This is a genomic window from Sulfurovum sp. NBC37-1 (assembly GCF_000010345.1).
GTDB lineage: Bacteria > Campylobacterota > Campylobacteria > Campylobacterales > Sulfurovaceae > Sulfurovum.
This window is the reverse complement of the sequence record NC_009663.1, coordinates 2,465,789-2,478,305: the sequence shown is the minus strand read 5'-3', so window position 1 is coordinate 2,478,305 and position 12,517 is coordinate 2,465,789. Positions and strand designations below refer to the sequence as shown.

The window sequence follows — 12,517 nt, the reverse complement described above, 5'->3', positions numbered from 1 at the left end:
CTCCTTAAAAATGAAATACAAGACCGATTTTAGGGCCATAGAGGTCAAAGTCATTGACGAAGTTCTCTTCACCAAAGCTATAATGCATATAACGGTAGGTCAGCAATACATCACCCCAGTTGAACATATATCCGACACTGGCACTTGCCTGCCATGTCAAGTCGGAATCACCTGCCCCAATATCAAAATGATAAGGTAAATACCAATTTTCATCGATAGTATATGTCCCTCGAATACCCACAACACCGTCATAGTTTTCTATAGAAGGTGATACACCAATACTTCTGCCATTTAAAGAGAATGAAGCATCCAACCCTAAAGAGAAGTAACGAAGACCACCTATAGCGTCCATTTTAAATGTACCATTATCCAGTACATTGTATCCACCGTAGAATCCAAGTAACCAGGCAGTCAATTCCTGTTCTGCTCTAACATTCACATCAGGTATAGCAGGAAAATTCGGTGTACTGATCGTTGTTTCCTGTGAGGCAGACATTTTCAAGTAAACCATGTCGGCAAGGAATGAAAATTTATCTTTTCTCAACTCATAATTTCCCATTAAAACCATATCAAGTGCATCTGCAATGCCGGATTCTCCCTCTCGGTCAGGTTCACTGCCACTTCCAGGTATGGTATATTTCAAATTCCCATCTAAACTTGGCAGCCAACCATAAATTGATAAACTCTGCTGCAATTCATTACTTTCATCAGCCTGTGCTAAATTCATTGATGCTGTACCCAATACAAGTGACGCAAGTAGTAGTCTCACAATCTTTTTTTTCATATGCTTATTCCTTTGTTGTTTTGAACGATTTCTAAGATGATAAAAAGTATCGTAATACTCTTTATGATTTTAGACGAAGTAACCATTCCCGTCAGAAGACGGAAATGGTCTATACATTAGTTAAGTGTAGTAGCGTCCATTAGTTTTTTCAAACCACCTTTAGCTTTTTGCATCTCAATCGTGCCATATCCGATGTTACCAGCAGAAAGTGAAGATCCTGACTGGAATGGATAATCAGGAATCGTGTCAAAGAATTTTTTAACAAATGATTGAGCCGGAACCATCATCCACATATTGTCTGCATACCATTTGAGGTACATTCCTGAACCATCACTTGCATGTTCAAATGGATCAGCTCTTAAGTTGGTAATCAAAGGCCAAGCCGGAACTTTTCTATAGGCTTCGTTGATAGCACCCTCTTCAATAGCAAATGCCACTTTAAAGTCATCTATACGAATAGCATTAAGCATACCGCTTGCTGCGAAATAGTAGATCTCTCTACGAGGACCTTTTTTCTCTTTACCTTCAAAGTATGGCAAGAAGTTATATCCATCCAGGTGAACTCTAAATTTCTTACCATTGGCTTTCATACCCTCTTTAGAAGCAAGTTTCTCTTTTACATCAGGTACACCTGCAGCTGCAAGAAGTGTAGGCATCCAGTCTTCCTGAGACATGATGTCATTGTAGATGGTTCCCGGTTTGATCGTGCCTGGCCATTTAACCATTTGTGGAATTCTCATACCGCCTTCCCAAGTCGTACCTTTTTCTCCTCTATATGGTGAAGCACCACCATCAGGCCACGTAAATTTCTCTGCACCGTTATCTGTAGAGAAGATAACGATAGTGTTATCTTCAACACCAAGTTTTTTGATATGGTCAAGGAACCCACCCACCATGTCATCAAGCTCTGCCATTGCATCAGGGTAAAGACCAATACCTGTAATACCTTGGTATTTACTCTTTAAGTGAGTCCATACATGTGTACGTGTGAAGTTCATCCATACAAAGAAAGGTTTGTCAGCTTTAACTGCACGTGTCATGAAGTCTTTTGCCGCTGCACCAAACTCACCATCTACCGTTTCCATTCTTTTTTTAGTCAATGGTCCTGTGTCTTCTATCTTACCGTCTGCAAAAGAATGCAGTACACCACGTGGTCCAAACTTCTTTTTAAACTCTGGATCTTTTGGATAGTAGTATGTTTCCGGTTCTTCTTCTGCGTTCAGGTGGTAAAGATTTCCAAAGAACTCATCAAAACCGTGTGCTGTTGGCAAGTGTTTGTCCTGGTCACCTAAGTGATTTTTACCAAACTGACCTGTCGCATATCCCTGATCTTTAAGCAGATCAGCAATGGTAGGTGCCCAGTCAGGAATACCATGATCAGATCCAGGCATACCAATAGTAAGCAGTCCTGTTCTAAATGGTTGTTCACCCAAAATGAATGATGCACGTCCTGCAGTACAGGACTGCTGTGCATACATATCTGTAAAGAGTGCACCATCGTTTGCAATAGAGTCAATATTGGGTGTTTTGTACCCCATACTTCCGCGGTTGTAGGCACTTGTATTCCAGATACCTATATCATCCCCCCACATGACTAGAATGTTTGGTTTTTTAGCCAGAACTTGAGTTGGCATTGCTACAGCAGCCACACCCAAACTCAAAGCCAGCAGTAACTTTGAAGTTGTTTTTTTCATAGATTTTCCTTTAGATTTTAAGATCCTAAAGTATAACAGAACATAATGGCAGAAAAATGTCATTTTATAAAATCCCAAATCTCGAAATAGAAATTCAGCACTTTTCACCATCATCGTATCCATGGACTTTGCTTCATATTCATCACCGCACCTACGGGTGCGCCTCAAACATGAAAACAAACCCCATGGACACGAGCATGGTAAAGATTACAAGAATTCTATTTCGAGATTTGGGAAAATGAACAAAAAATAGCTAGCTATCTATGAAGAAGAGATGCGGTATCCCTCACCGTAAAGATTTTCTATGAGTGCTTCAGGGAGTTTCTTTCTTAGTCTTTTAAGAAAATGTCCAAAGGCATTATAAGGATCTTCACATACCTCATAATCCCATAAAGAGTGTATGATCTCATCCTTGTTTACAATATGGTTGAGATTATCTGTCAGCAGTGTTAAAAATTGACGCTCACGTTTGGTCAAAGTGATCATATCATTTCCATAAAAAAGTGTTTGACTCTCTTGTCTCCAAACATAAGGCCCTTGAAGCTGAAGATTATTCTCAGCACTTTTCTTTTTCTCATAGCCGGCTGCCATTTTTTCAAGTGATGTAAGAAGTTCTTTGTAGGGAACCGGTTTGATCATATACTGTGAGAGCCCCAAAGTCACTGCTTTGAGTAGTTTTTCCCGGTCAGAATAGGCACTCAGGATCATGATCGGTGTGTTTTCATCTTCTTTTCTTATCTTCTCTATCAACTCAAGCCCACTCATTTTTGGTATATTGATATCGACCACCATCAGATCAGGTTTACAGGTTTGGTACATCTCGTAAGCCTCAACACCGTCAGCAGCTTCATAGACTTCATTAAATGCAGGTTTGAGCACACGAAGAAACTGCTCTCTGAGCGCTTCGTCATCTTCAACATACAGTAAGTTCAACACTTTTGTTTTACTCATCTTTTTCCCTCCTCAGCTCTATTGTTACTTCTGTACCATCATCAACATTTCCAATTGACAGTTTCCCCTGCATATTTTTTTCAATGATCATTTTAGACATATAGAGTCCGAGTCCCGTACCATTGGATGAATCTTTACTCGTAACATAAGGTTCAAATACCTTATTTATCATATCAATATCTATGCCGCCTGCATTGTCGGAAATGCGTATGATCCCTCTGTTCCCTTCGTAAAAGATCTTTATTTCTATAGTAGGATGGGCAACACCTTTTTCAACCAGTGCATCTTTTGCATTCCCAATGATGTTGAGTATGACCTGCTGAAACTCACTGGCATACCCCAAGGTAGAAAAACTCTCTCCACTGATAGTGACAGTAATGTCATTTTCCTCTAACTGATACATTTTCAGGTCAAGTACAGCGTCTATCTTTTTTCTTACATCAAATATTTTTTTCTCTTTATCTATTCTGTAAAAATGTTGAAAATCATCAATAGTTCGAGACATATACTGGATGATACGGCTGTTTTTCTCGATAAAAGTCGATAAGAAGTTTTCATCAACCCTATTTTCCCTATAATCAGCCTCAAGCATCTCAATATTGATATGCAGCGTACTCAGTGGCTTTCTCCACTGATGGGCAATGGAGCCCATCATCTCACCCATGGCCGCCAGTTTTGTTTTTTCCATCAGTATGGCATCTTTGTAGTGCAGGAGCGCCACTTTTTTAGAGATCTCCTCTTCAAGGTTTTCATTCAGCTCTTTGAGTTCATTTTCAATAAATTTACGTTTTTCGACCTCTTTGGCAAGTTTTCTGATCCAGTAAATACTTACCAGCATAAGCAGGAAAAAAACAGCGGTTACCTGTACAAGAAGTACATAGTTAAACCCTTTTTCCACCTTTACCGATATCCAGCGATGGACGATATCACGTACTTTCTGCGGGTCAATTTGATCGATCGCTTTATTCATGACAGACAAAAGAAGGGGTTCATCCTTGCGAACACCCAACGCACCGGCCATAGGTTTCTCACTGACCCGGTCTATGATCTTCAGCTCATTACTGTACAGATTGAGAATATGGTATGCCAGCGTATACGTCTCATCTATATACCCGTCCGCTTTCCCTTTTGCGACAAGGTCGAGTCCTTCATCGATACTGTTGACAGTGATGACCTTTACTTCAGGGAACCTCTGTTTTACGAAGGCGGCAATACTCTTCTGCCCTTTCAGGGATGCAATACTTTTGATGTCAAGTTTTGATATATCCTCAGTCAACGGTGCCGTTATCTTTGTTGCAAGTCCGAGAGAGGCTTCTATGACTTTTTTGCTGGGAACAAGGTGTGTATGTCTGTTGGGAGAAGCAAGTATCAAAGCGGCAATGTCTACCGTTCCCTTTTTGCTCAAAGCAATACACTCTTTCCAGTCCTTGACTGGAACATAACGCAGGGGCACAGGCATTTTGTCTTCTATCAGATGCATCACTTCGGGAAGAATACCGATCTTCCTGTGATCTTTGGAACCATAAAGCGGCAGCCCCTTTGGGCTCAAACATACCTTGATCTCTTTTTTTTCTTTAAGATAGTTTTTTTCATCTTGGCTGAGGTCGAGATTTGCATGTGCATAGGAGAAGAGAATAAAAGCAGAGAATAAAAATAGTTTTAGGATTATCATAAATAAGAGTTTATCAGAATAATGATTAGAGGTGTTCACATAGTTAGTAAGCCCCAGAGATGCAAAAAGATTCTTCCATCTCTGTTATAAAGTTAGATCACCGATTTGATCGCTGACTTGGCTGTCTCTTTTTTGAGCGTCTCTTTCCCAACAGCTTTCTCAGCTTCACCTGCAGCCACATCTGCCGCTTTGTCTTTAGCCTGACTCATGGCATCATCTTTTAGTTTATCTGTTACAGATGACTTAGCTTTGTCTGTCACTGACTTGGTTGCATTGTCCGTCATTGACTTGGTCGCCATATCTGTCAAAGAGTTTGCAAAAAGTCCTGTTGCCGCGATCGCCGTAATAAGTATGATTCTTGTCATATTTTTCCTTTGTATAATGTATTTTACAATGTGTATTGTAACTAAAAATAGTGTCACAAAATTGTCATTTAGAAGAAGGGAAAACGGTCTATCTGAAAGAGCCGCTGAAAAGTTAAATACTTTATCCCCAAATTTTTTGCCATTATTTGAAATGACAATTTTGTGACAGCATTTTAGGCTATAATATAAATGAGATATCAAACAAAAGGATGAAATATGAAGATACATAAACAACTTCTTTTTCTTGCAGGAGCGGGACTTCTGTTAGGAAGTACGGCACTGATGGGTGCGGAAAAGTCAGCCCGGTCGATCTTGGACAATGCCAGCCAATACATCGGTGGGATGGACAGGTATGCTTTCAGTGCTGTCGTATCGGATACGGATCCCAAAGACGGAAAAAGCTATAAGCAAAATGTCTCCGTCAAGGTTGACAGACCTGACAAACTGCGTGTTGATACCAAAGGGGACATCAAGGATAGAAGCGTCTATGTCAATGACGGCATCTTCACCCTGATGGACCACAAGTTCAACTATTACGGACAGCTCAAAGTGCCTAAGACCATAGACGGGGCACTGGATTATATCTTCGAACGCTACGGTATCACGCCGCCGCTGGCATCGCTGATCTACAGCGACATGCACAAACGTGCGAAGTTCAGCAAAGGCAAGTATTTCGGTACGGTCGATGTCGCAGGGACCGAGTGTGACTACGTGGCTTTCCGAAACAGGGCTGGAGAGGTGCATATCTGGATCGCTACCGGCGACAAGCCTCTGGTCAAAGCCTACAGCATCATAGACACCCATGTGGAGGGTAAACCGAGAAAGAACACATCGATAAGATGGACGCTGGATCCGAAGTTCCCGGAAAGCGACTTCATCTTCAGTGCACCAAAAGGTGCTTTCAAAATCTCGATAGAACCGGCAAGTTAAGGAGGGGAAGATCATGAAAAAGTATAATAGATTTTTAGTCAAATTTGCAGTTATCGCTGTAGCCATAGGTGTCTTTTCTCCTTCGGTAAGCGTCAAACCCGATATTCGGACAGCCCATAATGGGTTCACCGCATTCCCTACAGCCCTCGATGTCTCACTGTTCAATACGGCAGAAGCGAGAAGGGGCGGCGGTGGTGCCAGAAGGGGCGGTGGTGCCAGAATAGGCAACGTCCACAGAGGCGGAAACCGTGCGCATACACGGAACAGAACAGCCAACCGCGCCAACACCAGAAACAGGAACAGGAACGTGAACCGGAACAGAAATGTCAACAGAAACGTGAACCGGAACGTCAACAGGAACGTGAATGTCAATCACCGTTACTATGGCGGAGGTGGGCATTATCACGGGCATGGACATTACGGATATTACCGTGGTGCGCCGATCCTCGCCTTTGCAACAGGTATGGCCATCGGTTCTGTTGTTGCCGCTTCCACGATGCCTTCTACCTGTACGACAGTTCATGTCGGCGGCGTCAGTTACAGAAGATGTGGAAGTTCATACTATCAGCCGTTCTATGAGGGCGATACACTGGTTTACAGGGCCGTTGCCTCTCCGTATTGATTGGAGCAAGACTCATTTATTCCCTGTTACAGCTGCCCTTCCAGGGGGAGCAGCTGTAAAAGATTCACTTTCACTTTGTCCCAGGCGCTTACATCTGGTTCAGAGGTATAGATCACCTTCCTGCCGTTCTCGATCGTGGTCCATGTAATATGTCCCTTCGCATCGAGCCCGAGCCGGTATGCATTTCTCAGGTCGATCCCTTCATTCATGTAGCTCTCTATCTTTTTTGTCAGGGCAGGGCTGTTGACATAGAGTCCGCCTTCGGTGTTGATGACGGATGATCGCGGATCAAGATTGAAACTGCCTACAAAAACATCTTTTTCATCAAAGATCATTACTTTGGAGTGCAGCCCCGTACGGACATCAGTCTTGACCGCATGATGGTTGATGATCCTGCTTGATCCTGCGTCGTCCCGCAGCTCATAGATCTCTATACCCTGCTGCAGGAGCTCTTTCCGGTACTTTTCATACCCAGCATAGGTGGCGAGTACATCGTTGGCCCTCAGTGAATTGGTCAAAATGCGTATGCGTACACCGCGTTCTCTCATGGCGGCCAAACGTTTTACTCCGTTCTCCTGAGGAACGAAGTAGGGGTTCTCTATCAAAAAGCTCTTCTTGAGATGTTCGAGACGGTTCTGAAGCTTGGTTATCATCGTGTTGATCTGCTTCTCCCTGTCCCGCTGCATCTGTACAGGATCGTTCCATATAATTTTCCCTTTGGCCCATACTGCCTGCTGCAGAATCTTTCTCATGTCGTGTTTCAGACGCTTATTGTCCTCTGACAGAGGATACGGATATCGGTCTTTCTTTACCTGTGTTTCGAGTCTTTGCCGCTCTTTTTCGAGGTCTTCCATAGTATAGTGTTTTTTCACCAAAGCAGAAATAGGTACGGACCATTTCCCGTTCCAGTAATAGTCGTACATCTTTGAGACGTCGCGTACGACAAGCCCTACCGTAGCGATATCGAGGTCCCTGAAGTTGATGTCGTCGGAAACGCCGAAATAGTGGTTCCCTATATTCCGTCCACCGACAATAGCAAAGGTATTATCCATGATAACGGTCTTGTTGTGCATACGGTGGTTCACCCTCTCCATGTCGGTCATGAAATCAACCAGATGCATTCCGCGGCTTGAAAAAGGGTTGAAGATACGTATCTCTATATTCGGGTGGGCATCCATGGCCGCGATCATATCGTCACGACCCTGCAGGCCGATATCATCAAGAAGTACGCGCACCTTGACTCCTCTGTCTGCGACACGAAGTGTATGAAGGGCAAGCAGACGGCCTGTTTCATCCTGGTCCCAGAGGTAGTACTGCAGATCCAGGGTTTTATCTGTCAAATCGGTCATGGCGATACGTGCCGTAAAAGCGTCGCGTCCGTAGGGGATCATATTGAAACCCGATCTTCCTGGGTGTTTTGATACTTCCTGCTCAATGCGCTTTCCCAGATCCGTAGATCTGTAGTTTTTCAGGGCATGGGAGGAGGTCCGGGAGTAGAGTTCAGGCGCGGGGGTGCATCCTGCAAGAAAGAGTGCAACGGTGATAGGTATGACATGGGACAGTCTCATCTTTCAGATCTTTTTACTTGCTATAAAACGTGATACTTTTAATAAATGCTTGCGCACCGCCGCTGGTGTCTTCTGTATTCATCTGGAAGGCAAAAGCTGTGACCGGCGGGGCAGGTTTTTTGAACTCCTGCTGGTACTTTTGGCTGATGCCGAAATGGGTTGTGACCGTTGCTCCGCTATTTTTGTTGGAAACACAGTAGTAGCGGCCACCCTTTTTGTAAAGCTTACCGAGGTAGCGTCCCCCCACACGTTCTTTCTCTCCTATAAAGGGACCGAAAAAAGGAGGAGCGGCGTTGATGCCCAGCGGAAGGCCGGAACTGAGTTTTTCCGTTCCCAGGGCGATTAGTGCTCCGATGGCAAGCCGGTTGTTCCCGCCGGCCCAGTCCGCGCCTTTGGGGAATTTGTCCACGCCCCAGACGATCTTGACGGACCCTATATTTTTAAGATACCTACTCGAGGGCAATTTTACACCGATCATGCCTGCATATTCGCCCGAAGTTGAGATGACCAGTTTCCCGCCTTTGAATTTCATAGAAAGCTTGGAAGCCTCGAGCATAAACTTGAAACCTTTGGAGCGCAGCCACGCTTTGGCGTCACCGTCTTTCTGTTTCGTGAAATCGAGAGAGTAGAGTACGTTCCCTCCTGCAAACGAGAAAGTACTTGTGATGAGCAGGAAAATAAGTATCTTTTTCATTGTCCTTCCTCCCATTTGCATGTACCGTAAACAGTGAACCCGTCCTCTTCGGTATTGGTAGCGAGCAGAACCATCTTTTTGCTTTTCTTGTTGATCCGGAGGACCCAGTCATATTCCGAATCGGCATGGGTCCCGAAAAAAATGAAATTTTTTTCGTTTCCGTGTCTGCTGATGATATTCTCTACATCCACCGTAGCATTACCGATCTTCCCTGCTAGTGATTTCTTTGCAAGGTCGATCTCAAAATACTGGATATCTGCTTCATCAATATTTACCACTTTTATTTTTTCACATCCCTGCAGGGTACATTTGTATACCATGGAAGGTTCACATGAAATTGTGCTTACCTTTTTTTCGGCTGCTGATGTAAAAATCGTCAGAGTGATCAGGGGTATCAGTATGTATCGTAACATCTTTCCTCCTTTTGTTATAAAAAGATCTGTTCGATCGGTATTCTTTTTTATAATATCTTAATTTACGTTAAAAAATGGGGCTGAAAAAAGGGCAAAAATAAGCCTGTTTTTTATTTTTTCCATACCAAAGGTCGAGAAAATGTTTAAAAGATGTTATTTTGCGAGGTAGAGGGGTTATTTTGGATTTTAGGGGTATTTGCAGGGTGCTGTCCCCTGTTGGCACCATTTCTTTTTAATGCCCAATATATTGATGGGTGCTGTGAGGATACAGCACCCTACAGTATCAAACGAAAACTATTGGCATCCGACGCATTCCTGGCTTCTGTCTTCCACGTCGTTGGAACTTTCAGGCGACTGGCTTCTCAGATAGTACGTTGATTTCAAACCGAACTTCCAGGCGTTCATATAGATCTCGTTGAGGTATTTACCGCTGGCTTTGTCCAGAGTGATGAAGATGTTCAGACTCTGACCCTGGTCGATCCACTTCTGCCTGATCGCACCGGCTTTAATGAGTACGTTCTGGTCAAGGTCATACGCCGGTGTATAGTACTGCCAGGTATCCGGAGAAAGCTTTGGTGCAGTTACAGGAATGAGTCCTGAGAGATTCTCTTCGAACCATTTTCTTTTGTAGACCGGTTCAATTGCCTGGGTGGTTCCGGTAAGAATGGAGATGGAAGAGGTGGGTGCGACTGCCATCAGGTAACCGTTTCTCATACCGTCTGTCTTGACCTTTTCTCTCAGTGCCGTCCAGTCATGGCTGTATCCGAAAAGGCCACCTCTGTCAACGAGTTTACAGGCATTTTCATTGGCCTTGTCAATAGGAAAGATCCCTTTGGACCAGTCGGAACCGTCAAAGGTAGGGTACTTTCCTTTTTCAAGTGCAAGGTTGCTGGATGCCTCTATAGCGTAGTAGGAGACGGACTCCATTACTTCATCGATCTTGGTAAAATGGTCATGGCTTCCCCAGGCGATCTGATTTTCCGCAAGCATCTGTGCTTCACCCATAACACCGAGTCCGATAGACCTTGACTTCTCATTGGTCCTCTTCACTTTGGCCAATGGGTAGAAGTTGAGGTCGATGACGTTGTCAAGCATACGTACAGCGGTAGGCACAACGCGTGCGATGTCCTCTTTGGTATGGATCTTGGAGAGATTGATGGAAGCGAGGTTACATACAGCCGTATCCCCGTCGATCTTCTCTTTGTCAACGATCCAGATCTGTTTGCCGCCCAGACTGTCAAGTGCCGTGACCTTCTTGGCAGGCTTGGTCGTACCGTTGTCAACTGTCAACATTTCGTTCTCGTCATAGGACTCTATGCTGCCGTCTGTAAAGGTAAAACGTGTCTTGTAGGTGTTGGGTGCTGTATTCTGGAAGATTTCCGTACAGAGGTTTGAAGACCTGATGATACCGACATGTTTGTTCGGGTTGGCTCTGTTGGCAGCATCCTTAAAGGTCAGGAAAGGGTTCCCCGTTTCAAAATAGGACCGGAGGATCTCTTTCCATAGACCTTTTGCAGAGATGACTTCCCTGGTGATGTCTGCATCGGAGTGTTCAAGCTCCACATATCTTTTTTCGAACTCCTCACCGTAAAGTTCTGTCAACTCTGTCACTTCGAACGGATCGAAAAGTGTCCACGTTGCATCTTCTTCAACTCTTTTCATAAAGAGGTCGTTCAGCCAGAGTGCAGGGAAGAGATCATGTGCTCGTCGGCGCTCTTCACCGGAGTTCTTCTTGAGATCAAGGAAATCCCGGACATCCACATGCCATGGTTCCAGGTAGACGGCTATGGCACCTTTACGTGTCCCCAGCTGATCCACCGCAATGGCAACGTCATTGGCGATCTTGAGGAAAGGTACGATACCGCCTGCAGCATGTTTGTGACCGTCGATATAGGAGCCCATACCGCGAACAAGCGTCCAGTCCCAACCGATACCGCCACCGAATTTGGAAAGCAGCGCCATCTCTTTGTATCCGTCAAAAATACCCTCGATGTTATCAGGCGTGGACCCAATGTAGCATGAGCTGAGCTGGTGTCGTGGTGTTCTGGCATTGGAGAGTGTCGGGGTTGCCGCCATGACCTCGAATTTACTCAAAATGTCATAGAATTTCTTCGCCCAGGTCTGACAGTCGAATTCATTCTGTGCAAGGAACATCGCAACACCCATGAAAAGCTGCTGCGGCAGTTCGATGGGTACACCGTTCCTGTCTTTGAGAAGGTATCGGTCATACAGTGTACGAAGGCCAAGATAGTTGAACTGCAGATCACGCTCGGGCTTGATGTAGTCATTGAGATCATCAAGGTCATACTTGTCTTTAAGCCCAAGGACGATACGCCCTTCTTTCTCGCCACGTTCAAAGTACTCACGCAGATGGTTATACCCGGTAAAGCCTGTTGCTTTATGATAAATGTCATAGAGGAAAAGTCGGGCGGCAACGAAGGTCCAGTTCGGTCTGTCAATATCGATCTTGTCAACAGCTGTTTTGATGAGCGTTGTCTGTATCTCTTCGGAAGTGATCATGTCACGGAACTGCAGTTTGGCATCAACTTCCAGTTCACTTTGACTTACGTCGTCAAGCCCTTCGACAGCTGCCGATGTATATTTCTGGATCTTGGATACATCCAGTGTCTCTACTCTTCCGTTACGCTTTACAACTCTGACCATTGTTACTCCCAGGTAGTTAAAAAATACGCTCATTTTCGAGCGAAAACTTGAAACGATTTTACAGAAAATATACTTGTAGATTTGTTAATTTCTGTATCATTTTTAGCCAATATTGTTATAAGGAAAGATGATACTTTCTGAAAGCTTGTCTGGGTGGGCA

11 protein-coding genes are annotated in these 12,517 nt (G+C 44.3%); 2 read left to right on the top strand and 9 right to left on the bottom strand.

Annotated features, from left to right (window positions below):
• Positions 1-4 precede the first annotated feature (4 nt).
• The 5 genes from SUN_RS12405 to SUN_RS12385 form a co-directional block, all read right to left on the bottom strand.
• The gene (locus SUN_RS12405) at positions 5-784 is read right to left on the bottom strand and encodes an outer membrane protein (RefSeq protein ID WP_012084158.1); all 780 of its coding nucleotides are present in this window, start codon (positions 782-784) and stop codon (positions 5-7) included.
• Between the two features lie 116 nt (positions 785-900).
• Complete coding sequence (locus SUN_RS12400) at positions 901-2,478, bottom strand: arylsulfatase (protein ID WP_012084157.1); 1,578 nt, start codon at positions 2,476-2,478, stop codon at positions 901-903.
• 261 nt (positions 2,479-2,739) lie between these two features.
• Positions 2,740-3,429, bottom strand: a complete 690-nt coding sequence (locus SUN_RS12395; RefSeq protein ID WP_012084156.1) for a response regulator transcription factor — start codon at positions 3,427-3,429, stop codon at positions 2,740-2,742.
• Positions 3,422-5,101, bottom strand: coding sequence for an ATP-binding protein (locus tag SUN_RS13225; protein WP_012084155.1), 1,680 nt, complete (start codon positions 5,099-5,101; stop codon positions 3,422-3,424). Before SUN_RS13225 ends, SUN_RS12395 begins: the two co-directional genes overlap by 8 nt.
• Positions 5,102-5,193: 92 nt before the next feature.
• The gene (locus SUN_RS12385) at positions 5,194-5,466 is read right to left on the bottom strand and encodes a hypothetical protein (protein ID WP_041672794.1); all 273 of its coding nucleotides are present in this window, start codon (positions 5,464-5,466) and stop codon (positions 5,194-5,196) included.
• A 216-nt stretch (positions 5,467-5,682) separates the two neighbouring features.
• On the opposite strand from SUN_RS12385, the gene SUN_RS12380 reads away from it, so the two are divergent.
• Both SUN_RS12380 and SUN_RS13220 read left to right on the top strand, forming a co-directional pair.
• On the top strand, positions 5,683-6,396 hold the full coding sequence (locus SUN_RS12380; protein WP_012084153.1) for a DUF2092 domain-containing protein: 714 nt from the start codon (positions 5,683-5,685) through the stop codon (positions 6,394-6,396).
• A gap of 13 nt (positions 6,397-6,409) precedes the next feature.
• The gene (locus SUN_RS13220) at positions 6,410-7,018 is read left to right on the top strand and encodes a hypothetical protein (protein ID WP_012084152.1); all 609 of its coding nucleotides are present in this window, start codon (positions 6,410-6,412) and stop codon (positions 7,016-7,018) included.
• Between the two features lie 26 nt (positions 7,019-7,044).
• Here SUN_RS13220 and SUN_RS12370 read toward each other — a convergent pair whose 3' ends face one another.
• The 4 genes from SUN_RS12370 to SUN_RS12355 all read right to left on the bottom strand — a co-directional run bounded on the left by SUN_RS12370 (position 7,045) and on the right by SUN_RS12355 (position 12,357).
• The gene (locus SUN_RS12370; RefSeq protein WP_012084151.1) at positions 7,045-8,586 is read right to left on the bottom strand and encodes a phospholipase D family protein; all 1,542 of its coding nucleotides are present in this window, start codon (positions 8,584-8,586) and stop codon (positions 7,045-7,047) included.
• Between the two features lie 13 nt (positions 8,587-8,599).
• Positions 8,600-9,280 (bottom strand): hypothetical protein, encoded by a 681-nt coding sequence (locus SUN_RS12365; RefSeq protein ID WP_012084150.1) that lies wholly within the window; start codon positions 9,278-9,280, stop codon positions 8,600-8,602.
• Positions 9,277-9,693, bottom strand: coding sequence for a hypothetical protein (locus SUN_RS12360; protein WP_012084149.1), 417 nt, complete (start codon positions 9,691-9,693; stop codon positions 9,277-9,279). Before SUN_RS12360 ends, SUN_RS12365 begins: the two co-directional genes overlap by 4 nt.
• A gap of 294 nt (positions 9,694-9,987) precedes the next feature.
• Positions 9,988-12,357 (bottom strand): ribonucleoside-diphosphate reductase subunit alpha, encoded by a 2,370-nt coding sequence (locus SUN_RS12355; RefSeq protein ID WP_012084148.1) that lies wholly within the window; start codon positions 12,355-12,357, stop codon positions 9,988-9,990.
• Between the last annotated feature and the right edge of the window lie 160 nt (positions 12,358-12,517).

What these genes read in the sequence shown, in the direction of transcription:
- SUN_RS12405 (WP_012084158.1), bottom strand. Translation starts at nt 784, where the DNA reads ATGAAAAAAAAGATTGTGAGACTACTACTTGCGTCACTTGTATTGGGT.
- SUN_RS12400 (WP_012084157.1), bottom strand. Translation starts at nt 2,478, where the DNA reads ATGAAAAAAACAACTTCAAAGTTACTGCTGGCTTTGAGTTTGGGTGTG.
- SUN_RS12395 (WP_012084156.1), bottom strand. Translation starts at nt 3,429, where the DNA reads ATGAGTAAAACAAAAGTGTTGAACTTACTGTATGTTGAAGATGACGAA.
- SUN_RS13225 (WP_012084155.1), bottom strand. Translation starts at nt 5,101, where the DNA reads ATGATAATCCTAAAACTATTTTTATTCTCTGCTTTTATTCTCTTCTCC.
- SUN_RS12385 (WP_041672794.1), bottom strand. Translation starts at nt 5,466, where the DNA reads ATGACAAGAATCATACTTATTACGGCGATCGCGGCAACAGGACTTTTT.
- SUN_RS12380 (WP_012084153.1), top strand. Translation starts at nt 5,683, where the DNA reads ATGAAGATACATAAACAACTTCTTTTTCTTGCAGGAGCGGGACTTCTG.
- SUN_RS13220 (WP_012084152.1), top strand. Translation starts at nt 6,410, where the DNA reads ATGAAAAAGTATAATAGATTTTTAGTCAAATTTGCAGTTATCGCTGTA.
- SUN_RS12370 (WP_012084151.1), bottom strand. Translation starts at nt 8,586, where the DNA reads ATGAGACTGTCCCATGTCATACCTATCACCGTTGCACTCTTTCTTGCA.
- SUN_RS12365 (WP_012084150.1), bottom strand. Translation starts at nt 9,280, where the DNA reads ATGAAAAAGATACTTATTTTCCTGCTCATCACAAGTACTTTCTCGTTT.
- SUN_RS12360 (WP_012084149.1), bottom strand. Translation starts at nt 9,693, where the DNA reads ATGTTACGATACATACTGATACCCCTGATCACTCTGACGATTTTTACA.
- SUN_RS12355 (WP_012084148.1), bottom strand. Translation starts at nt 12,357, where the DNA reads ATGGTCAGAGTTGTAAAGCGTAACGGAAGAGTAGAGACACTGGATGTA.